Genomic DNA, 21,621 nt, shown 5'->3' with positions numbered 1-21,621 from the left:
TTTTACTAGATAGACGACATGTTTTATATTTAAATAAACTAAAAAAGGACTGATGAATCAAAATTTGATTCATCAGTCCTTTAAATTATAGAGCCGCAATTAATCTTGCTTGAGTTTTTTTGTTTGTATCGAGAGTCTTTTTTTTATGCTAAAATAAACGTATGTGTGAATAAACTTGGAGGTGTTTTTTGTGGAAAAAATATTAAATGGACGTGCCTTAGCAGATAAGTTACAAGATAAATTAAAACAAGAAGTGTCTGAATGGGAAAAACAAGGAAAAAGATTACCAAAACTAGTAGTTATTTTAGTTGGAGAAGATGTCGGTAGCCAAGTTTATGTGCGTAATAAAGAAAGAGCAGCGAAAAAAATTGGATTTCATTCTCAAGTAGATCGTTTGCCTGAAACAACAACTGAAGAAGAGTTGTTACAATTAGTTGAAACATATAATAAAGATGAAGAAGTTGATGGTATTTTAGTACAACTGCCTTTGCCAAAACATATAGATGAAGAGAAAGTTATTTTAACGATTGATTCTAAAAAAGATGTGGATGGTTTCCATCCATTAAACATGGGAAAATTATTTATCGGACAGCCTGATAAACTACCCTGTACACCTTACGGAATTATTGAGTTATTGAAAGAATATAATATTGAAATGGAAGGTAAACATGCAGTAGTGATTGGCCGTAGTAACATTGTTGGTAAACCTATGGCGCAAATGTTACTAATGGAAAATGCCACAGTAACCATTACTCATGCTAGAACAACTAACCTAAAAGAATTAACTAAACAAGCTGATATAATTGTGATTGCTATAGGGAAGGCTGAGTTTTTAACAGCAGATTATATTAAAGAAGGTGCTGTTGTTGTTGATGTGGGAATGAATCGTCATGCTGATGGTCACTTAGTAGGAGATGTTAAATTTGATGAAGTTAGTCAAAAAGCTTCGTTTATTACTCCTGTACCAGGTGGTGTTGGCCCGATGACAATTAGTATGTTAATGGAACAAACAGTATCTAACAGAAGAGCAGATTAAAGGAATGTGAAAAAATGACTGAAACGTATTTAACGGTCACAGCACTAACCAAATACATTAAACATAAATTTGAAGCAGACCCTTATTTAGAACGAGTTTTTCTAACAGGTGAAATTTCAAACTTTAGAATGAGACCAAATGCTCATCAGTATTTCAGTTTAAAGGATGATAAGGCTAAAATATCGGCTATTATGTTTAAGGGAGCTTTCAATAAATTAAAATTTCAGCCTGAGGAAGGAATGAAAGTTCTTGTAATTGGGAGAATCTCTTTATATGAACCTGGTGGAAGTTATCAAATTTATATTGAACACATGGAACCAGATGGTGTAGGTGCTTTGTATCAAGCTTTAGAAAAAAGAAAAAAAGCACTTCAAGAAGAAGGGCTTTTTAAGGAAGCTTTTAAGCAACCTCTAGTTAAATATCCGAAAAAAATCGCTGTGATTACTAGTCCAAGTGGAGCTGTTGTTAAGGATATTATTACGACAACTAAAAGAAGGTACCCAATTGTTCAGTTAGTTGTGTTCCCAACTCTTGTTCAAGGAGATAAAGCTGCTGATGACATTGTAAAAAGAATTAAAGAAGTAGATGCTCTAGGTGATTTTGATACGATGATTGTTGGTCGTGGTGGAGGATCTATTGAGGATTTATGGCCCTTTAATGAAGAACGAGTCGTTCGTGCTATATTTGAATCACGTACGCCTACTATTTCTTCTGTGGGACATGAAACTGATGTTACTTTAGCAGATTTAGTAGCAGATGTAAGAGCTGCTACACCAACGGCAGCAGCAGAGTTAGCAACACCTGTGTTGAGAGAAGAAATATTGAAAATTAAAGAAAAAGAAAGTCGTTTAATTCAAGGGATGGATAATCAGATTAAACATAAAAAACAAAAGTTTGATCATTTATCTGAGTCTTTTGTCTTTAAACAACCAAAACGTTTGTATGAAGCTTTCTCTATTCAGTTAGATACTTTAAATAGACGATTAGAACAAAGCTTAAATAGTGAAATAAAACAGAAGGAAAAAGAGTTTATTCAGTTGGTCAAAAGACTAGAAACTCAAAATCCTAAAGAAGATATTAATTTGGCGAGACAAAAAGTTAATTATTTAAATGAAAAATTGACTCAATCTATTGATTTAACGATGAAAGATAAAAAAAGAAACTTGATACAGTTAATGACTAACTTAGATATGTTAAGTCCTCTTCAAACTATGCTTAGAGGGTATAGCTACGTGACAATAGATGACCAAATTATTAAATCCACTAATGATGTTGACGTTAAACAAGTAGTTAATATTCACTTATCAGATGGAGAAGTGACAGCTGAAATTCAGGAAAAAATGCCTAAGGGGGAATAAAAAATGGCTAAAGAAAAGAAACAAACTTTTGAAGAAGCAATGACTGATTTAGAAATAATCGTCAAACAACTAGAAACTGGTGAAGTCCCTTTAGAAGAAGCGTTAGAGCAGTTTAAAAAAGGAATGGAACTAAGTAAGATGTGCCAAGAGACACTAACAAAAGCGGAAGAGACATTAACAAAAATTATGTCTGATGATGGAATAGAAATTCCATTTGAAGAAGCAGGAGAATAAAGATGAGTAGGTACAAGGAGTTTTCAAAACAAAACATACCTGTAATTAACCAAAAGATGTATGATTTTTTAGAGAAAACAAGTCAATCAGAAATTCTATTTGATAGTATGGTGTACTCTTTAGATGCTGGTGGAAAAAGATTTAGACCGTTGTTACTTTTAGCAACTGTTGATTTTTTTGGCCAAACACTTGAGAATTCTCACTATGAAATTGCAGCAGCTTTAGAAATGATTCATACATACTCTTTAATCCATGATGACTTACCTGCAATGGATGATGATGATTTAAGACGTGGTAAGCCAACAAATCATAAAGTTTATGGCGAAGGATTAGCGATTTTAGCAGGGGATGCTCTATTAACGGAAAGTTTTCACTTAGTAGCAGAAATGGAAGTAGAAAGTTCATTGAAAGTTGAATTAATTCGTCTTTTAGCTAAGGCTTCCGGTTCTACTGGTATGATTGCAGGTCAAGTGGAAGATGTGTTAGGTGAAGGGAAAAAAATTAACTTTAGAGAACTTCAAAAGATGCATCAAAAAAAGACAGGTATGCTAATTCAATTTGCTGTTGAAGCAGGAGTTTTAATGAGCACCCAGTCTTTTGAGATGAAAAAATGGTTACTAGAGTATGCTCAAAATGTAGGAATAGCATTCCAAATTAGAGATGATTTATTAGACGTACTAGGTGATGAAGCGGCAATTGGTAAAAAAGTTGGTGCTGATGAAGCACATAATAAAAATACCTACGTATCTTTATTAGGAATAGAGGGTGCGACAAAAGCTTTTGAAAATCACTGTGATTTGGCAACTGAATCCTTACAAAAAGCAAAAGGTTTATTAAATAAAAGTGAAGAAGTCACTTTGTTAGAAATAATTATAGAAGAGTTGAAGGTAATTTAATGGGCGAGAAAGTACAAAAAGAACGTGTTGATGTGTTATTAGTTCAACAAGGATTAAGTGAAACAAGAGAAAAAGCTAAGCGAAATGTGATGGCAGGTCTTGTGTGTGATGAGAAAAATATCCGCTACGATAAACCTGGGGAAAAAATCCCGGTAGACACTGTTTTGCGACTAAAAGGACAAGCTTTAAAATATGTCTCTCGTGGTGGGTTAAAGTTAGAAAAAGCGATAACTTCTTTTGGAATCGATTTTGAAGGGAAAACTCTTTTAGATATAGGTTCTTCAACGGGGGGATTCACAGATGTTGCCCTACAAAACGGAGCGAAAATGAGCTATGCTCTTGATGTTGGTTCTAACCAACTTGCTTGGAAACTAAGACAAGATGAGCGTGTTGAAGTTATGGAAAAAACTAACTTCAGATATTCTAAGTTAGAAGATTTTACTAAAGGACAACCAAATATTTCAACGATTGATGTTTCTTTTATTTCTTTAAAATTAATCTTACCTGTATTAAAAGAAATTCTAGCTAGTAATGGTGAAGTAGTGGCTTTAATAAAACCACAATTTGAAGCTGGTAGAGAACAAGTGGGTAAAAAAGGAATCATTCGTGATAAAAAAGTTCATTTGTCAGTATTAGAAGATGTCTTAGCCTTTATTCAAGAGTTTGGTTTTAATGTAATGGCTCTAGATTATTCGCCGATTACTGGTGGAGATGGAAATATTGAGTTTTTAGCCTATTTAAAACCTGTAGAAACTGGATTAGGTCAGTTTCTAAGTGGAGTTACTGCAACAGAAGTTGTAAACAACTCTCATAATAGGTTATCTTAATCCTTTATTGGAGGGAATATGAGTGAGGAAGCAAGAAAGACAACGATTTATATCAAAAATTATTAGAGAGAATGAAGTATTCAAACAAGAGGATTTAGTCGCTCTTTTAATTGAAAAAAATATTCCTGTTACTCAGGCTACTGTTTCAAGAGATATTAAAGAAATGAAACTAATTAAGGTCTTGAATGAAAATGGTATTCTTAAATATGAACTACCTCAAAATGATAACAGTGCTAGTGGTAGACTGAATAAATTATTGAAAAAATCATTTATTGATTTAAAAAGAATGGATAAAATGGTTTCAATTATTACTAAACCTGGAAGTGGGTTTGCTTTAGGTGGTTTAATTGAGACAGTTTATCCAGAGTTTTTATTTACTGTTATGGCTAATGATGATAAAATTCTGATTTTTATGGAAACAGAAGAAGCAGCTAGTGACATGGAAGATAAAATATATGGAATTTTAAAATAAGAAGGTGAATTGACGTGATACAAGAATTATCTGTACAAGACTTTGCGATTATCTCAAGCTTAAATCTCGAATTTAAAGAAGGGATGACTGTCTTAACTGGAGAAACTGGAGCTGGTAAATCAATTATTATTGATGCTATGGGGCTTTTAGTTGGTGGACGTGGCTCTAGTGATTTTATTCGTGATGGGATGGATAGGTGCCGGATTGAAGGGTCATTCTATATTGAAAATAAGGAAGTAATGCTAGATTATCTTGAGGAAAAAGGCATTGAGATGCCTGATGATTTATTGATTATTCAGCGTGAAATTCATCGCAATGGACGCAATAATTGTCGTATTAATGGTCAGCTTGTCAATACTAAAATTTTGCGTGAAGTTGGTCAACGATTAGTAGATATTCATGGTCAAAATGAGCATCAAGAATTAATGAATCCAGCACATCATTTAAGTATGCTAGATAATTTTGCAGCAAGTGACATGTTACCTTTAATTTCTGAGTATCAAATTCACTTTAAAAAACATCAAGAACTTTCTACAAAGATTAAAAAATTTTATGAGAACGAGAAAGAATATGTCCAAAGAATGGATATGTTGCACTTTCAACATGATGAAATAGCAGAGGTAAATTTAATTGATGGAGAGGAAGAACAGCTTTTAGAAGAACGAAAAAAAATGCTGAGCTTTCAACAAATTACAGATGCTTTGAAAAATACGTATCATTATATCGATAGTGAAGAAAGCCAAACCTTAGATTTAGTGGCTCAAGCAATGAATGAAATGAGTCATATTGAACACTTGGATAGTAGCTATAAAGAAACGCATGAGCTAGTTCAAACAGCCTACTATTCGCTTCAAGAAGCTTTAGGGAATATTACCAGTTTAATGGACACACTAGAGTTAGATGAAGAGAGATTAAATGAAGTTGATAACCGATTAGATACGATTCGCCAATTAAAACGCAAATACGGTGAAACTGTTACAGATATTATTGCTTATTTTAATACAATTTCAGAAGAATTAGCGATTAATGAAACAAGTACTATGGATATTAAAGAACTTGAGGCATCCTTTGAAAAAGAAGAAAAAAGATTAGCAACTCTATCTGAAAAATTAACAGAGAAACGCCGTAAAATAGCTTTAGATCTTGAAAAAAATATTTTAAAAGAACTGAAAAGTCTTTATATGGAAAATACGCAATTTAAAGTAGTTTTTGATACAACAGATAGTTATCAATTAACAGGGAAAGATAAAGTAGAGTTTTTTATCTCAGCTAATGTGGGAGAAGAGTTAAAACCATTAACAAAAGTAGTTTCTGGTGGTGAATTATCCCGCGTGATGTTAGCGATTAAAACTATTTTTTCAAAATCTCAAGGGATTACAAGTATTGTTTTTGATGAGGTGGATACAGGTGTTAGTGGAAGGGTAGCGCAAGCCATCGCTGAGAAAATTCATGAGATTGGAAAAAATTCTCAAGTTCTATGTATTACTCACTTACCACAAGTAGCAGCGATTTCTGATACCCATTATTATATCCAAAAAGAAATTAAAAATAATCGAACAGAAACAAGTGTGAGAGAGTTATCTGAAAATCAGCGTATCAATGAGATTGCTAGAATGTTATCAGGTGCTGAAGTTACACCGTTAACTTTAGAACATGCTAAAGAATTACTTGATTTAGCTAAAAAATAAAAAAGGCAGTAAGATAAGGTAGTAAAACCTCATCTTACTGCTTTCATTTTTTTAAATAACACCTAAACTAGCTAAAGCACCGAGTACTGTTCCGCCAACCATAGCAAGTAACATTACCCAGATAACAACTTTAGTTACTTTTGAAAAAGTACTTTTTTCTTTTTTATCCATTATGTGCACGTCCCTTATCTTTCTTCAATGTAACTAGTGTACACTGAAATAGCTAAAGAATTCAAGTTAAAATCCTTATTACCTAAGGGAAAGATTGAATCAGCAATCTTAATGATTTATAATAGATTGAAGACAAGAAAAAAGAAAAATCCTTATGTAATCTTTGTTACAAAGAAGTAGTCCAACGTTTTTTAGTTGTTATCGGTTTGACATCTAAATATCGTATACTAGGAGAGTCTTAGTAACATGGGTAAGGATTGTGAAGGGGTATCTTAATGACCACATTAACAATAAGCACTTTTTTTTGGTTTATATTTCCAGTCGTATTACTATTGATTAGTTCTATAGTCGTGAAAAAAACCAAAATAAATATTAAATATGGTGTAAAAGCACCAGATATTGCCACACCGTTTTTATTAATTGGCATCCACAACCTATCTAAAGCAACATTTGATGAAAGTTTCTTACCATACACTCTGTTAATTGTATTATTAGTATCTATGTTGATTGCAGTGTTTCAAGCCTATCAATTTAAAGAGATACGATATAAACGCTATTTGAAGATGGTGTGGCGCGTGACTTTTTTAATCACCTTACTGATTTATTTTTTACTTATTTTAGTCAGTATCTTCTTCTTTTTAAAATAAAACTAAGACAATAACTAGTAAACTTACTATTATTGTCTTTTTTGTTAGCCCTTTTCTAACAAGGAATACCAAAGTCATTTTTTTTATTAATAGTGTGGTAGAAAGTGGGGGAATGTGGTAGACTAGTTCTAGTAAGTGGTGATGTGAGGTGACCTTATATGCTTATGGGTGAATATCAACATAATATTGACTCAAAAGGGCGTCTAATTGTTCCTTCAAAATTACGAGAAAACTTGGGAGAAAAGTTTATCGTGACAAGAGGAATGGATGGATGTTTATTTGGTTATCCGATGGAAGAGTGGGCAATCTTGGAAGAAAAAATGAAAGATATGCCACTATCAAAAAAAGAAGCTAGGACTTTTGTTCGTTTCTTTTACTCTGCAGCCACTGAATGTGAAATTGATAAACAAGGACGAATTAATGTCCCTACAAATTTAAGAAAATATGCACAATTAGAAAAGCCGTGTGTCATTATTGGAGTTTCAAACAGAATTGAAGTTTGGAGCGAGGAACGTTGGAATGAATTCTCTCAAGAAGCTGAAGAGAATTTTGATGATATTGCTGAAACGATGATTGATTTTGGTTTTTAAATAAAAGGTTGGAGAAAAATATGTCAGAAACATTTGAGCATGTCACTGTTTTATTAAAAGAAACAGTTGATGGATTAAACATTAAACCTAATGGTGTCTATGTTGACTGTACATTAGGAGGAGCTGGTCATAGCCAGTATCTTCTATCTCAACTATCTAAAGAAGGTCATCTGTACGCCTTTGATCAGGATGAAAAAGCAATTAAACATGCGTCAGCATTTCTAGAAAAAGAAGTAAATGAAGGTAAAGTGACTTTTATTCGCTCAAATTTCCGTTATTTACAAGAAAAATTAGCTGAACATGGTGTAACAGAAATTGATGGCATTTTATATGACTTAGGAGTCTCGTCACCTCAATTAGATGAGGGAGAAAGAGGTTTTAGTTACCATCAAGATGCGCCTTTAGATATGAGAATGGATCAAAGTGCTTCTTTATCTGCCTATGAAGTTATTAACGAGTACTCGTATGAGCAGTTAGTGAAGATTTTTTTCCGCTACGGAGAAGAGAAATTTTCAAAACAAATTGCAAGATTAATTGAAAAGAAAAGAATTGATAAAAAAATAGAAACAACAGGAGAGCTTGTTGAAATCATTAAAGAAGGAATTCCAGCCCCAGCAAGACGTAAGGGTGGACATCCTGCTAAAAGAATTTTCCAAGCAGTCCGTATTGAAGTAAATAGTGAATTAGAAGTAATTGGTGAATCTATTGAGCAGGCTATTGAGTTATTAAATGACGAAGGTCGTATTAGTGTGATTACCTTCCATTCTTTAGAAGATAAAATTGTAAAAAATATCTTTAAAGAATACAGTCAACCTCAAGACTTACCACCAGGATTACCAATGGTACCAGTTGAGTATCAACCAACATTGAAGTTAGTTAACAGAAAGCCGATAGTTGCTTCTGATGATGAATTAGATGAAAATAATCGCTCAAGAAGTGCGAAGTTACGAATAGCAGAAAAAATTATTCCTGAAAGGAGAGTGTAAGTATGGCGTTACCAGAAAGAAAAAATTTACAACTGTATGATGTATCCCATACAACACCTTCTGAGCAGGATGAAAGGTTAAGAGAAACAGTTCCCTATCTTGTTCCTCAGAGTAAACTAAAAAAAGTGAGTAAATTAGAAAAAGTTGTTTTCTGTACCATTGTTGCTACGTTTCTATTTTTATCTATTGCTACCATCAAGATGACTACTGCTATTAATCGCGAGGAAGAGGCGATTACATCTGTTCAACAAGAAATCAATACCTCAACAAGAGCAATTGATAAGTTGGAGCAAGAAAAAAATGAATTGTTAAGATCTGATCGTATTAAAGAAATCGCTGAAAAAGCAGATATTGAAATGAGAGACGACAATATAAGGAAAATAAAATAATGAAAAAATGGCTAAAAAAATTAAAAAGACTAATTGATTCAAAAAATTTAACACCAGCTGGCAATAGAAGAAATGTCGGAATTATTCTTTTTTCCACTTCTATTATCATTTTCCTTCTTTTTGCAGTGAGATTTATCTACATTATCGGAGTGGGTAAAGTAGGCTCTGAAAGTTTAGATAAGAAAAGACAAGACCTGTATCAAGGAAGTAGCGTCATAAAAGCAAAACGTGGAACCATTTATGATAGAAATGGTCAACCAATTGCTGAAGATGCTACTTCCTATTCGTTATATGCTGAATTAGGAAAAGATTATATTGGACTGAATAATAAAAAATTATACGTTCAAAAGAAAGATCACGACAAAATTGCTGAAGTGTTACATAAGTATGCTGGTATTGATAAAGAGCTTACTTTAGAGCAACTAAGTAAAGAAATTAAGAAAAATGAAAATGGTAAGTACTATGGTAGTACTGAGTTTGGTTCAAAAGGGAAGAACTTATCATTAGAAACTAAAACGAAAATTGAAAAAGAATTGGAAGAAGCTGGTGTACCGGGGATTTATTTCACTGAACATCCTGACAGAATGTATCCTAATGGGAAATTTGCTTCCTATATAGTAGGTTATGCTCAACCAGAAAATTCAGATGAGGAAAACTCTAAGTTAACTGGAGAAAAAGGAATGGGTATTGAAAATGCCTACGATGATATTTTAAAAGGTAAAGATGGTTATAAGTACTTCCAAAAAGATAGTAAAGGAAATGAATTGCCTGGTTCTGTGATTGTAGATAAAAAAGCAGTAGATGGCAAAGACATTTATACAACTCTTGATTCAAACTTACAGTTACGTATGGAAGAAGTTATGGATGATGTGTTTTCGAAATCTGAACCTGAAAATATGACAGCAGTTTTAATGAGTGCTAAAACAGGAGAAATCTTAGCTGCTTCTCAAAGGCCGACCTTTGATCCGCAAACTAAAAAAGGTTTATATAAAGAAGATGATCAACCTGATCCAGTATGGCAAAATATGTTAATTGAAACACCATTTGAACCTGGTTCAACAATGAAAGTTTTTACTGTTGCAGCTGCGATTGATTCAGGTAACTTAAATGAAAATGAAACCTTTGAATCAGGAAAAATCCAAGTATATGATACACCGATTAGCGACTGGAAACCTGAAGGAAAAGGAACATTAACGTATAGACAAGCTTTAGCTTGGTCAAGTAACGTTGGGATGGTTCATTTAGAACAAAAAATGGGTACAACGTGGCAAGAATACTTAAACAAATTTGGTTTTGGTAAATCAACAGAATCAGGTTTACCTCTGGAAGGCACGGGTAACATTCGTGACAAAAACCCAGTAGATACAGCAATGTCTGCTTTTGGACAAGCTATTGGAGTTACTAATTTCCAAATGATGCAAGGTTTTACAGCTATTGCTAATAAGGGAACAATGTTAAAACCTCAATACATTAAGAAAATCACTTCAGAAGATGGTAAAGAAGAGAAAGTCTTTGGACCACAAGAAGTAGGTAAGCCAATAAAAGAATCGACTGCGGATAAAACACTTGATTTTATGAAAGATACAGTAGAAGATCCCATTTATGGTACAGGATATGGCACTTATGGTATTGATGGTGTGAGTGTATCAGCTAAAACAGGGACAGCTCAGATTTTTGAGAATGGACAAGTACTAACAGGACCAAATGATTATTTATACTCAGTTGTCCAAATTGCACCAACTGAAAATCCTGAATATATTATGTATGTTACTTTAAGAAAACCAAAAATAATCGGAGAGCAATCAGCAGCAGAGTTAGTTGCAGAAGTATCTAACAGTATGCTGAAACACGCGTTTAAAGTAGACGTGTCTAACTCAGAAGATTAAAAATTAGGAGATTATCATGAATTTAACACAACTATTAATACCCCTTTCGTTGGGGTTTGCTTTTGTACTAATGAGTATGCCGCTTTTTATTGCGTACTTTAAAATGAAAAAAATGGGACAAGCTATTAGAGAAGAAGGTCCACAAGCTCACTTAGCTAAATCAGGAACACCTACAATGGGTGGAGCTGTTTTCTTAGGAAGTATCGTTTTAACTTCTATTATCGTAGCTGCTTGGCAAAAAGAATTAACAACTTCTTTTTGGAGTGTGTTATTCATTTTAGCTTTATATGGTTTATTAGGCTTTTTAGATGACTTTATTAAAGTGTTTAAAAAGAGAAATCTAGGCTTAAATTCAAAACAAAAATTAATTGGCCAAATTATTGGTGGATTAATTTTATACTTGATTATGAAATCAGAAGGAATTAGTGATTTATTATATATACCTTTAATCGGTGAAGTGAACTTAGGCTTTGTTTATGGTGCTTTTGCTATTTTTTGGTTAGTTGGTTTCTCAAATGCGGTTAACTTAACAGATGGAATTGATGGTTTAGTTTCTGGTTTAGGTTCAATTTCTTTTGGAACTTACGCAATCATTGCATGGAATCAAGAGCAATATGATATTATGTTAATTTGTGTAGCAACAATTGGAGCTCTGCTAGGTTTCTTAGTTTACAATAAAAAACCAGCTAAGATTTTTATGGGAGATGTTGGTTCTCTTGCTTTAGGTGGTATGTTAGCAGCTATTTCAATTTTACTACACCAAGAATGGACCTTACTTTTAATTGGTTTAGTGTATGTTCTTGAAACAGCTAGCGTTATCTTACAAGTAGCATCATTTAAATTAACAGGAAAAAGAATTTTTAAAATGTCACCTATTCATCATCACTTTGAATTAACTGGTTGGAGTGAATGGAAAATCGATATTGTTTTTTGGATAGTAGGATTGGTTATGTCAGGTTTAACATTAGGGATTTTATACTTATAAGAACTATTTAAGGAGAAGCGATCAGGATGAAGGCAACAAACAAATATGCAAATAAGAAAATATTAGTATTAGGTTTAGCAAGAAGTGGTGTTGCAGCAGCTAAGTTACTACATCAATTAGGAGCTTTTGTCACAGTAAATGACGGAAAACCAATTGAAGAAAATCCAGAAGCTCAAGAGTTACTTGAGATGGGGATGAATGTAGTAACTGGTGGTCATCCGATTGATCTCTTAGATGAAGGTTTTTCTCTAATCGTTAAAAACCCAGGGATTCCTTATACGAATCCTATTCTCGAAAACGCAATACAAAGAGCTATTCCAATTGTTACAGAAGTAGAAATTGCTTACGAAGTCTCAGAAGTAGATTTTATTGGTATTACAGGAACAAACGGAAAAACAACTACAACAACAATGATTTACGAATTACTGAATCAAGGTAGAAGTGAAGGTAAAGCTAAACTTGCCGGCAACATTGGTTTTCCAACAAGCGATGTTGTTTTAGAAGCTAAAAAAGAAGATGTTTTAGTAACTGAATTATCAAGTTTCCAATTAATGGGAATTGAAGAATTCAGACCCAAAATAGCTTTAATCATTAATTTATTTGAAGCTCATTTAGATTATCATGGTACTCGCGAGGAATATGTTAAAGCTAAATGGAACTTGCAAAAAAATATGACAGCAGATAATCAATTAATTTTAAATGGTAACCAAGAGGAATTACGTAACTTAGCTAAAGAAACAAAAGCATCAGTTCTTTTTTTCACTAGTGAGAAAAAAGAGTACTCAACAGCTTATTGTCTAGATAATGACCTTTATTACAAAGAAGAAAAAATTATGTCAAAAGATGATTTAGGCGTTCCAGGTAGTCATAATGTGGAAAATGCATTAGCAGCTATAATCGTTGCTAAATTATATAATATTTCTAATGATGTCATTAAAGAAACGCTAAGTCGATTTTCTGGAGTTCCTCACAGAACTGAATTTATTGGTGAATACGAGGGACGTAAAATTTACAATGATTCAAAAGCAACTAATATCCTAGCAACAGAAAAAGCCTTAAGTGGTTTTGATAATGAAAGACTAATTTTAATCGCAGGTGGACTAGATAGAGGAAATGGGTTTGAGGAATTAGTACCTCACCTTAACAACTTAAAAGGCCTAGTCACAATTGGTGAAACTGCTGAAAAATTAAGTTTAGCAGCCAAAGGGTACGTCGCTCATAATGTGACTCTAAATGTTATGAAAGAAGCTGTGGAAAAAGCTTGGGAATTAAGTGAGTCAGGAGACTCGATTTTATTATCTCCAGCTTGTGCAAGTTGGGATCAATATAAAACCTTTGAAAAACGCGGAGAAGACTTCGTCAAAGAAATAAACAATATAGTGAAGTAGGTAAAAGAATGAAAGTACTTGTATCCGGTGGCGGAACAGGTGGTCATATATATCCAGCTGTTTCATTAATAAAACATATTAAAGAGAAAAATCCAGAAGCGGAATTTCTTTATATTGGGACAAAAAAAGGTTTGGAAAGTAAAATAGTTCCAGATCAAGGGATTCCATTTGAAACAATTGAAATTCAAGGATTTAAACGCTCGTTATCACCAAGTAATTTTAAAACTGTTTATTTGTTTTTAAACAGTATTAAAGAAGCAAAAAAAATCATAAAAAAATTTCAGCCTGATGTTGTTATTGGAACAGGTGGTTATGTTTGTGGATCTGTGGTTTATGCAGCTAGCAAATTAAAGATACCAACTATTATTCATGAGCAAAATAGTGTGGCTGGAATGACGAATAAGTTTCTATCTAAGTACGTAGATAAAATAGGAATTTGTTTTTCAGATGTGGCAAAAGACTTTCCAAGTGAAAAAGTCGTTATGGTAGGTAACCCAAGGGCTCAAGAAGTTGCAGGTATAGAAAAATCTGCTATTTTAGAAGAATTTGGTCTAAAACCAGAAATACCAACTGTCTTAATTTTTGGTGGCAGCCGCGGTGCTTTAGCGATTAATGAAGCTGTTATGAAAAGTTTAGGGTTGTTCCAAGAAAAACCTTATCAAGTTTTATATGCTTCAGGAGATATTTATTATGAAGATGTTAGTAAAGTATGGAATCCTATTAAAAATAAAAGCGACAATGTTAAAGTAGTTCCTTATATTAAAAACATGCAAAATGTTTTAGGAAATGTTGAGCTAGTAGTTGGTAGAGCTGGAGCAACTTCTCTTGCTGAAATCACATCAATTGGTTTACCATCAATTTTAATTCCAAGTCCTAATGTGACTAATGATCATCAAACAAAAAATGCGATGAGTTTAGTAGATAAACAGGCGGCCTTAATGGTAAAAAACAGCGAACTAACTGAGAATTCTTTAGTTGAAGCTGTGGATACCTTAATGTTGAATGAAGAAAAAAGAAAACAAATGGCACAAGCATCTAAAGAAGAAGGTGTGCCAGATGCAACAGACCGTTTGTATGCATTAATGATGACCTTAACGTCATAAAGGAGGCGATAGTATGACCGATAATGACAATAAAGAAAATAAGCCTAAGCAGTTGTTGTTAACAAACTCAGGTGAAGATTCAGATACAAGTCAAAATAGTCAAAAGCCTAACCAAGATAACGAGGCTGGTCTAAGTAAATTACCAAAACTGTCCTTAAATATGAGGTATCAACAAACAGCTCAAGAGAAAGAATTATTTAAGCGCCTCTCAATTATTTTAACTCTATTAGCAATCAGTATTTTTATTACTTTATATTTTATTTCACCATTTAGTAAGGTAGGCAAAATTATTGTTTCAGGAGTGACAGATAGCGATCCTAATAAAATAGTTGAGTCTTCAAACTTAAAGGTTAGTAAAAGTTTATGGGAACAGTATTTTGATAAAAAAGAATCAAGTGAGCAAGTAGTAAAAAACAATCCAAGAGTTAAAAGTACTAAAATTAATCTTAAAGGTTTAAATACACTACAGATAAAAGTCACAGAATTTAGTACAATAGGTTATGTGGAAAAAGAAGGCAAGCGATTTGAAGTTCTATCAAATGGGAAATTACTTTTTGAGGAATCAAAAGATGCTGTAAAAGGACTTCCATTATTAATGAATTTTGAAGAAGGGGAAAACCTGAAAGAATTTATTAAAGCTTATGAACAAATGGATGACAATATTAAACAAAAAATTGATAATATTGAATCATTAGCAACTAAAACAAATCCTTTTAGAATTAAATTTAAAATGAAGGATGGCAATGAAGTAATTGGTTTATCTACAACTATTGCAGATAAAATGGCCTTTTATGATAAGATTACAGCAGAGATGTCATATAAAGGAGTTATTGATATGGAAGCAGGTCCATCAGGGGTGTTTTCATATCCATTTAAGACAGAAGAATCATCAGAAACGGAAGGAACAAGTCAACCAGAATAATTGATTTCATAATTTTTTGAAAATATGCAACAATTATAGTATTATTCTTTATTTCATACCATATTTTATGATAGAATGGTTTGAGATATATGCAATAATAGAGGAAGACTCTGTTAGAAAATAGGAGGGAACACCTTTCATGGCAAAAACAGGAATACATGTGAGTCTTGATATTGGAACAACTTCAGTGAAAGTAGTAGTAGCTGAGTACATAGAAAATCAAATTAATATTATTGGTGTTGGAAATGCAAAATCAAAAGGGTTGGATCGTGGGATTGTCATTGATATTGACAAAGCGGTTCAGTCTATTCAAAGAGCAGTTAAACAAGCAGAAGAAAAATCAGGCGTACAAATCAGAAGTGTTAGTGTAGGGATTCCTGCTAACCTATTACAAGTGGAAAAATGTGAAGGAATGATTGCTGTTAATTCAGAATCAAAAGAAATTACTTCAACAGATGTGAAAAACGTTGCATCAGCAGCAGTTGTTCGCTCTACTCCACCTGAGCGTCAAGTAATCACTTTAATTCCTCAAGAATTTAAAGTTGATGGCTTTGAAGGTATTAAAGATCCAAGAGGAATGATTGGTGTTCGTTTAGACATGAAAGGCCTATTGTTCACAGGACCTAAAACAATTGTTCACAACATTCGTAAGTGTGTGGAAAAAGCCGGACTTTCAATTGATGAAATGGTCATAACACCATTAGCATTAGCTGAGTCAATTCTTTCAGACGGTGAAAAAGATTTTGGTACAACAATCATCGATTTAGGTGGTGGACAAACAACTACTTCTGTTATGTATGAAAGAGAACTAAAATTCTCTCATGTAGAACAAGAAGGTGGAGAGTTTGTTACAAAAGATATCTCTGTTGTATTAAACACATCACTAACAAATGCTGAAGCATTAAAAATTAATTATGGTTATGCTTATCCAGAAAGAACTTCTTCAAACGAAGAATTTCCTGTGGATGTTATTGGTAAAAATGAACCAGTTAAGATTAATGAACGTTACTTATCAGAAATCATCGAAGCTCGTGTTGAACAAATTTTTACTAAATCAAAAGCTGTTTTAGACAGCATTGATGCTTTAAACTTACCTGGTGGAGTTATCCTAACAGGTGGGGCAGCAAGTTTACCAGGTATTGTTGAACTTGCAGCAGACGTATTTGGTACAAACGTAAAATTATACGTGCCAAATCACATGGGATTACGTAACCCAGTGTTTGCTAATGGAATTGCAATTGTAGAGTATGTTGCTCAATTAGATGAAGTTTATCATGTCACTAAATTAGCTATTTACGATAACAATAAAAAAACAGTGAAACCTAACAAAGAAGTTAAAATGGAACAACCAAAACCAGAAGTACGACAAGTTCAACCACAAGAACCAATTACAGAGGTTGAAATCGAAGAAACAGACAAAGAAGGAATTGGCAGTAAGTTCAAAGGTTTCTTGTCTAACATATTCGACTAAAATCCTAGGAGGAAGCAAACAATGGAATTTTCTTTAGATAATGCATTAAATACTGGCGCAGTTATCAAAGTCATCGGTGTCGGTGGCGCTGGTGGAAATGCTGTAAATCGTATGATCGACGAAGGTGTTAAAGGAGTAGAGTTCATCGTAGCTAATACAGATGTTCAAGCCTTACACCATTCAAAAGCAGAAACAGTTATTCAATTAGGACCTAAATTTACAAAAGGTTTAGGAGCAGGTTCTTTACCAGATGTTGGTGAGAAAGCTGCAAGTGAAAGTGAAGAGCAAATCGCAGAAGCATTACAAGGTGCGGATTTAGTATTTATCACATCTGGAATGGGTGGTGGTACTGGTACTGGTGCAGCTCCTGTAGTTGCTGGTATTGCTAAAGCTCAAGGTGCTTTAACAGTAGGTGTTGTTACACGTCCATTTAGTTTTGAAGGACCAAAACGTAGCAGATTTGCTGCTGAAGGAATCGCAGAATTAAAAGAAAATGTTGATACATTAGTTATTATTTCAAACAACAGATTATTAGAAATCGTTGATAAGAAAACACCAATGTTAGAAGCATTTAGAGAAGCAGACAACGTATTACGCCAAGGTGTACAAGGTATTTCAGATTTAATTACTTCACCTGGTTACGTTAACTTAGACTTTGCTGACGTTAAGACAGTAATGGAAGATCAAGGAACAGCATTAATGGGTATCGGTGTTGCTAACGGAGAAGACCGTGTTATCGAAGCAACTAGAAAAGCTATTGCTTCACCATTATTAGAAACTTCAATTGAAGGTGCTGAACAAGTATTATTAAACATCACTGGTGGATTAGATATGACATTATTCGAAGCTCAAGATGCTTCTGAAATCGTAGCTAACGCAACTGGTGGAGATGTGAATATTATTTTAGGAACATCTGTAAATGACCAATTAGGTGATGAAATTGTAGTAACAGTTATTGCTACAGGAATCGACCCTGGTAAAAAAGAACGCCCAATGGCGCCAAGAAGTAACATGACAACACAAGGAATGGTTAAGCGTCAAACAAGACCAGTACCAGAAGTTGCTAAAACTGAAGCAGAAGCTCAAGCACAAGCTGCAGGAGCATTTGGAGATTGGGATATTCGCCGTGAACCTACAACACGTAACGTACCGGATGAAACTCAATTTGAATCAATCGAAAAAAGAGATTTTGATACATTCAGCAATACAGAAGCAGACCATGGTTCAGAAGACGATGGAGATGAATTAAGTACACCACCATTCTTTAGAAGAAAAAAATAAGAGGTGAGTAAGGGTGCTTCAAGAGACACTCAAACGAAACATACAACAAATAGAAGAATCTATCTCAGACAGCTTAAGGAATAATCACAGAGATTCTGTGACCTTAATCTGTGTGAGTAAATCAGTAGATGTGGAAACCACAAAGCAAGTTGTTGCAGAAGGAATTACACATCTAGCTGAGAATAGAGTAGAAAATCTGTTGTTGAAACAAAGTGCGCTAAAAGAATCTGGAGAGATTACTTGGCATTTCATAGGTAATTTACAACGAAGAAAAGTGAAGGAAGTCATTAATGAAATTGATTATTTCCATGCACTAGATAGTTTAAAATTAGCAGGTGAGATTAATAAACGTGCCACAAAATGTGTGAAATGTTTTATTCAAGTTAATGTATCTGGTGAAGCTTCTAAACAAGGTATAACACCTAGTGAATTAGAAGAATTTGTTAGTTCATTATCTGAGTATAAAAATATTCAGATAGTTGGTTTAATGACTATGGCTCCATTTGATAGTCAAGAGGCTGAGTTAAGACAAATTTTTAGTCAACTTAATGAGTTGAAACTATCGGTAGAAAATAGAAAACTTCCCTATGCTCCTTGTCATGAGCTGAGTATGGGAATGAGTCGTGACTTTAAGATAGCTATCGAAGAGGGCGCTACTTTTGTTCGAGTTGGCACAAATTTTTTTCATGAAGAAGAGAAAGAGGTGGAAGAAAGATGAATTTATTTAAGAAAAAACCCAATTGGTCTAACTTTTTTGGACTTGATGACTCAAACGAAGAGGCATTTTCTTTTGAAGAACCTATGGCAGATGAAGCTGTTTTTGAAGAAGAGGTACCTCAGTATACAAATGAGCCGTCTTATGAAAATCAAATAACAGAAGATAAAGTGGAAAATTCTTCAGATTTATCTTCTTCTAATCAATACAAAAATAAAAAAGTTGTTGAATTAAATGCGTATCAGAATACAACTGATAGAACACGTCAAACAGAAAATAGACGTGTGCATCGAAAAATAACTGTTTTTGAACCACGTGCCTATGCAGATTGTAAAGGAATTGCACAAGCTCTATTTAGAAAAGAGATTGTTATTGTGACTTTTTCTGCAATGGAAGAACAACAAGCTCGTAGAGTAGTTGATTTTATTACTGGAACTATTTTTGCTATCGATGGTGATATTCAAAGAATCGGTGAGGAAATTTTCATTTGTACACCAGCCAGTGTAGATATTGATTCATCAGTAGCACAGAGTTTAATATCTACGCACTTAACAAACTACTAAGGACGTGTAGAAATGATTATTTATCAGTTATTGAATTTATTTTTAAAAGTAGTTAGTCTCTATTCCTTTATTTTAATGGCTTATGCCTTAATGTCTTGGTTTCCAGGGGCTTATGACACTAAAATAGGTCAATTTATTATTAAAATAAGTAGACCATACTTAAGTTTATTTGATCGATTTAACTTAAGCTTTGGGCCTATTGACTTTACAATTATTGTAGCAATTTTAGTTTTAAATTTTGCTAGTCAAGGGCTTGCCAAGCTTGTTTTACGGATATTTTTTGGGTTTTAATAACAGAAGAGAAAGGGTGTGAGTTTTTTGCTAAGTAATGTGTATCAGCATTTTCGCAAGGACGAACACTCTTTTATTGATTCAATTATCGGATGGTTCGAACAAGTTGAAAATCAATATGCTCCGTATGTAACAGATTTTTTAAATCCAAGGGAAGCTTTTATTTTAGAAACTTTAATTGGAAAAAAAAGCGACATCACGTATTCTTTGTTTGGAGGATTTGAGTCTTCTGAAAGAAAATGTGCCATCATTTATCCTAGCTACTACGAACCAACTCAAGATGATTTTGATATTGCTATTTATGAAATTAAATATCCGATGAAGTTTGGTAGTTTGTCACATGGGAAAATTTTAGGAACATTAATGAGTACGGGGATTAAAAGAGAATTTATTGGAGATATCATAACTGATGGTGAGCGTTGGCAAGTGTTTATTAAAGAATCTATGGCTAACTATATTGTTTCTCAGATTGATAAAATAGGTTCTTTTGGTGTCCGATTTGAACCTCTTAGGTACACAGATATCATTATTCCAATTGATGAGTGGCAAGATGAGAGTTTAACAATTAGTTCCTTAAGAATTGATAATATCATTTCATCAGTATATAATGTATCTAGGCAAAGAGCCAAACAAGTAATCGAAGCAAAAAGGGTTAAGATTAATTGGGTGGAGAATGAACGAGTGGATTATCTAGTGGACTATCTAGATATTATTTCGGTTCGTGGACTTGGTAGAATCCAAATTATGGAACAGCAAGGAAAAACAAAAAAAGAAAAAGTCCGTCTTAATATTCGTGTGTTAAGAAAATGACTTTCTTATGAGGTGAAGAGTATGGCAATTAAACCAATTGATATTACAAACAAAAGTTTTAATTCAAAATTAAAAGGATACAATAAAGATGAAGTGGATGATTTCTTAGATCAAATCGCTCTAGAAGTTGAAAAAATGACTTCAGAAAATAGAGAGTTAGAGAAAAAAGCTAAACAAGCTGAAGAAAAATTAAGCTACTTCAATGAATTAAAAGATTCATTAAACCAATCGATTATTGTAGCTCAAGATACTGCTGATAAATTAAAAGAAAATGCAACTAAAGAAAGTGACTTAGCGATTCAACAAGCTCAAGCACAATCTGAAGATATTTTAGCTCATGCTAATAAAATGAGTGAAGAATTAATTACAGGATCAACAAATAAAGCTAACGAAATCCTAATGGAAGCAAGTGAACGTGCTCGTCAATTAGCTGTTGAAACAGATGATTTGAAGAAAAAAACACGTGTCTTCCACAGAAACTTATCTGTACTTTTAGAATCACAATTACAAATTGTAAAAAGTGATGAGTGGGATGAATTACTTAAACCATTTGGTGCTTACGTAGATAGCAGTCACCAAGCCTTTAAAGAAGTATTAGATGCTGTTGAGTCTGCTAATGGTAATGATCCAACACCAGTTGCTGTTCAAGTACAACCTGACTTTACTGAAGAAACTGCAAGTAAAGAAATTGTTTTACCTGAAGCAACAGAAGATAATGAATTAAACAACACAAAAGATTTTGGTAAAAAGCCAGCTCGTCCAGAGCGTGCTAACAGAAATCGCGTAAAATAATAAATGAAATAGAAAAGCTTATTTTATTCTTTCAGTGAGTTGGGAACTAGTGGAAACCCAATAAGACTCTAAAGTAAGAAAGATCCTTCATTTAATGAATAACTGAAAATTATAGTAGGT

Annotated in this window: 24 protein-coding genes; 23 read left to right on the top strand and 1 reads right to left on the bottom strand. The window is 33.3% G+C overall.

All coding sequences use genetic code 11. The annotated features are described in order from the left end of the window. Nucleotides 1-190: 190 nt before the first annotated feature. Genes DFR54_RS07170 through recN form a run of 7 tightly spaced genes read left to right on the top strand, consistent with a single transcriptional unit; the run spans nt 191 to nt 6,511 of the window. The gene (locus tag DFR54_RS07170) at nt 191-1,036 is read left to right on the top strand and encodes a bifunctional methylenetetrahydrofolate dehydrogenase/methenyltetrahydrofolate cyclohydrolase (protein WP_086341238.1); all 846 of its coding nucleotides are present in this window, start codon (nt 191-193) and stop codon (nt 1,034-1,036) included. 14 nt (nt 1,037-1,050) lie between these two features. Continuing rightward, the gene (xseA, locus tag DFR54_RS07165) at nt 1,051-2,394 is read left to right on the top strand and encodes an exodeoxyribonuclease VII large subunit (RefSeq protein ID WP_114289642.1); all 1,344 of its coding nucleotides are present in this window, start codon (nt 1,051-1,053) and stop codon (nt 2,392-2,394) included. Nucleotides 2,395-2,397: 3 nt separating this feature from the next. Continuing rightward, nucleotides 2,398-2,628: an exodeoxyribonuclease VII small subunit gene (locus tag DFR54_RS07160; protein WP_086341240.1), complete on the top strand. Its 231-nt coding sequence runs from the start codon at nt 2,398-2,400 to the stop codon at nt 2,626-2,628. Nucleotides 2,629-2,630: 2 nt separating this feature from the next. Next, nucleotides 2,631-3,524 carry a polyprenyl synthetase family protein gene (locus tag DFR54_RS07155; RefSeq protein ID WP_114289641.1) on the top strand — a complete coding sequence of 298 codons (894 nt, stop codon included), beginning with the start codon at nt 2,631-2,633 and terminating at the stop codon, nt 3,522-3,524. Further along, nucleotides 3,524-4,351 (top strand): TlyA family RNA methyltransferase, encoded by an 828-nt coding sequence (locus DFR54_RS07150; protein ID WP_114289640.1) that lies wholly within the window; start codon nt 3,524-3,526, stop codon nt 4,349-4,351. The genes DFR54_RS07155 and DFR54_RS07150 overlap by 1 nt, the downstream gene beginning before the upstream one ends. Before the next feature lie 22 nt (nt 4,352-4,373). Beyond that, nucleotides 4,374-4,823, top strand: a complete 450-nt coding sequence (locus DFR54_RS07145; RefSeq protein ID WP_114289639.1) for an arginine repressor — start codon at nt 4,374-4,376, stop codon at nt 4,821-4,823. A gap of 14 nt (nt 4,824-4,837) precedes the next feature. Continuing rightward, nucleotides 4,838-6,511: a DNA repair protein RecN gene (gene recN, locus DFR54_RS07140; RefSeq protein ID WP_114289638.1), complete on the top strand. Its 1,674-nt coding sequence runs from the start codon at nt 4,838-4,840 to the stop codon at nt 6,509-6,511. A 51-nt stretch (nt 6,512-6,562) separates the two neighbouring features. On the opposite strand, the gene DFR54_RS07135 is transcribed toward recN, so the two are convergent. Further along, the gene (locus tag DFR54_RS07135; RefSeq protein ID WP_086341245.1) at nt 6,563-6,682 is read right to left on the bottom strand and encodes a DUF4044 domain-containing protein; all 120 of its coding nucleotides are present in this window, start codon (nt 6,680-6,682) and stop codon (nt 6,563-6,565) included. 275 nt (nt 6,683-6,957) lie between these two features. Here DFR54_RS07135 and DFR54_RS07130 point away from each other — a divergent pair, with 275 nt between their 5' ends. From DFR54_RS07130 to DFR54_RS07055, 16 genes are all read left to right on the top strand, one after another. Further along, a complete protein-coding gene (locus DFR54_RS07130) occupies nt 6,958-7,329 on the top strand; it encodes a DUF3397 domain-containing protein (protein WP_086341246.1) in 372 nt (123 codons plus the stop codon). 158 nt (nt 7,330-7,487) lie between these two features. After that, nucleotides 7,488-7,919, top strand: a complete 432-nt coding sequence (gene mraZ / locus DFR54_RS07125) for a division/cell wall cluster transcriptional repressor MraZ (RefSeq protein ID WP_086341247.1) — start codon at nt 7,488-7,490, stop codon at nt 7,917-7,919. 20 nt (nt 7,920-7,939) lie between these two features. After that, a complete protein-coding gene (gene rsmH, locus DFR54_RS07120) occupies nt 7,940-8,905 on the top strand; it encodes a 16S rRNA (cytosine(1402)-N(4))-methyltransferase RsmH (protein ID WP_114289637.1) in 966 nt (321 codons plus the stop codon). A gap of 2 nt (nt 8,906-8,907) precedes the next feature. Then, nucleotides 8,908-9,294 (top strand): cell division protein FtsL, encoded by a 387-nt coding sequence (locus DFR54_RS07115; RefSeq protein ID WP_114289636.1) that lies wholly within the window; start codon nt 8,908-8,910, stop codon nt 9,292-9,294. Then, complete coding sequence (locus tag DFR54_RS07110; RefSeq protein ID WP_114289635.1) at nt 9,294-11,180, top strand: peptidoglycan D,D-transpeptidase FtsI family protein; 1,887 nt, start codon at nt 9,294-9,296, stop codon at nt 11,178-11,180. Before DFR54_RS07115 ends, DFR54_RS07110 begins: the two co-directional genes overlap by 1 nt. A 16-nt stretch (nt 11,181-11,196) precedes the next feature. After that, entirely contained in the window at nt 11,197-12,165 is a 969-nt protein-coding gene (gene mraY / locus DFR54_RS07105; protein WP_114289634.1) for a phospho-N-acetylmuramoyl-pentapeptide-transferase, read from the top strand. A gap of 26 nt (nt 12,166-12,191) precedes the next feature. Beyond that, on the top strand, nt 12,192-13,553 hold the full coding sequence (gene murD, locus DFR54_RS07100; RefSeq protein WP_114289633.1) for a UDP-N-acetylmuramoyl-L-alanine--D-glutamate ligase: 1,362 nt from the start codon (nt 12,192-12,194) through the stop codon (nt 13,551-13,553). Between the two features lie 8 nt (nt 13,554-13,561). Further along, the gene (gene murG, locus DFR54_RS07095) at nt 13,562-14,656 is read left to right on the top strand and encodes an undecaprenyldiphospho-muramoylpentapeptide beta-N-acetylglucosaminyltransferase (protein WP_114289632.1); all 1,095 of its coding nucleotides are present in this window, start codon (nt 13,562-13,564) and stop codon (nt 14,654-14,656) included. A 13-nt stretch (nt 14,657-14,669) separates the two neighbouring features. Beyond that, nucleotides 14,670-15,578 (top strand): cell division protein FtsQ/DivIB, encoded by a 909-nt coding sequence (locus DFR54_RS07090; protein ID WP_114289631.1) that lies wholly within the window; start codon nt 14,670-14,672, stop codon nt 15,576-15,578. Nucleotides 15,579-15,717: 139 nt separating this feature from the next. Beyond that, entirely contained in the window at nt 15,718-17,049 is a 1,332-nt protein-coding gene (gene ftsA, locus DFR54_RS07085; RefSeq protein WP_114289630.1) for a cell division protein FtsA, read from the top strand. Nucleotides 17,050-17,070: 21 nt separating this feature from the next. Further along, nucleotides 17,071-18,330: a cell division protein FtsZ gene (gene ftsZ / locus DFR54_RS07080; RefSeq protein ID WP_086341256.1), complete on the top strand. Its 1,260-nt coding sequence runs from the start codon at nt 17,071-17,073 to the stop codon at nt 18,328-18,330. Nucleotides 18,331-18,343: 13 nt separating this feature from the next. Beyond that, complete coding sequence (locus DFR54_RS07075; RefSeq protein WP_114289629.1) at nt 18,344-19,048, top strand: YggS family pyridoxal phosphate-dependent enzyme; 705 nt, start codon at nt 18,344-18,346, stop codon at nt 19,046-19,048. Beyond that, nucleotides 19,045-19,608 carry a cell division protein SepF gene (locus DFR54_RS07070; RefSeq protein ID WP_086341258.1) on the top strand — a complete coding sequence of 188 codons (564 nt, stop codon included), beginning with the start codon at nt 19,045-19,047 and terminating at the stop codon, nt 19,606-19,608. The genes DFR54_RS07075 and DFR54_RS07070 overlap by 4 nt, the downstream gene beginning before the upstream one ends. A gap of 12 nt (nt 19,609-19,620) precedes the next feature. Then, nucleotides 19,621-19,899: a YggT family protein gene (locus DFR54_RS07065; protein ID WP_086341259.1), complete on the top strand. Its 279-nt coding sequence runs from the start codon at nt 19,621-19,623 to the stop codon at nt 19,897-19,899. A gap of 27 nt (nt 19,900-19,926) precedes the next feature. Then, entirely contained in the window at nt 19,927-20,709 is a 783-nt protein-coding gene (locus tag DFR54_RS07060) for a YlmH family RNA-binding protein (protein WP_114289647.1), read from the top strand. 21 nt (nt 20,710-20,730) lie between these two features. Next, nucleotides 20,731-21,501, top strand: a complete 771-nt coding sequence (locus DFR54_RS07055) for a DivIVA domain-containing protein (RefSeq protein WP_086341261.1) — start codon at nt 20,731-20,733, stop codon at nt 21,499-21,501. Nucleotides 21,502-21,621 lie beyond the last annotated feature (120 nt).

The sequence above is a fragment of the Vagococcus fluvialis genome, assembly GCF_003337315.1.
Taxonomy (GTDB): domain Bacteria; phylum Bacillota; class Bacilli; order Lactobacillales; family Vagococcaceae; genus Vagococcus; species Vagococcus fluvialis.
The sequence above is the reverse complement of the archived record's forward strand: the minus strand, read 5'-3'. Positions and strand labels throughout refer to the sequence as shown.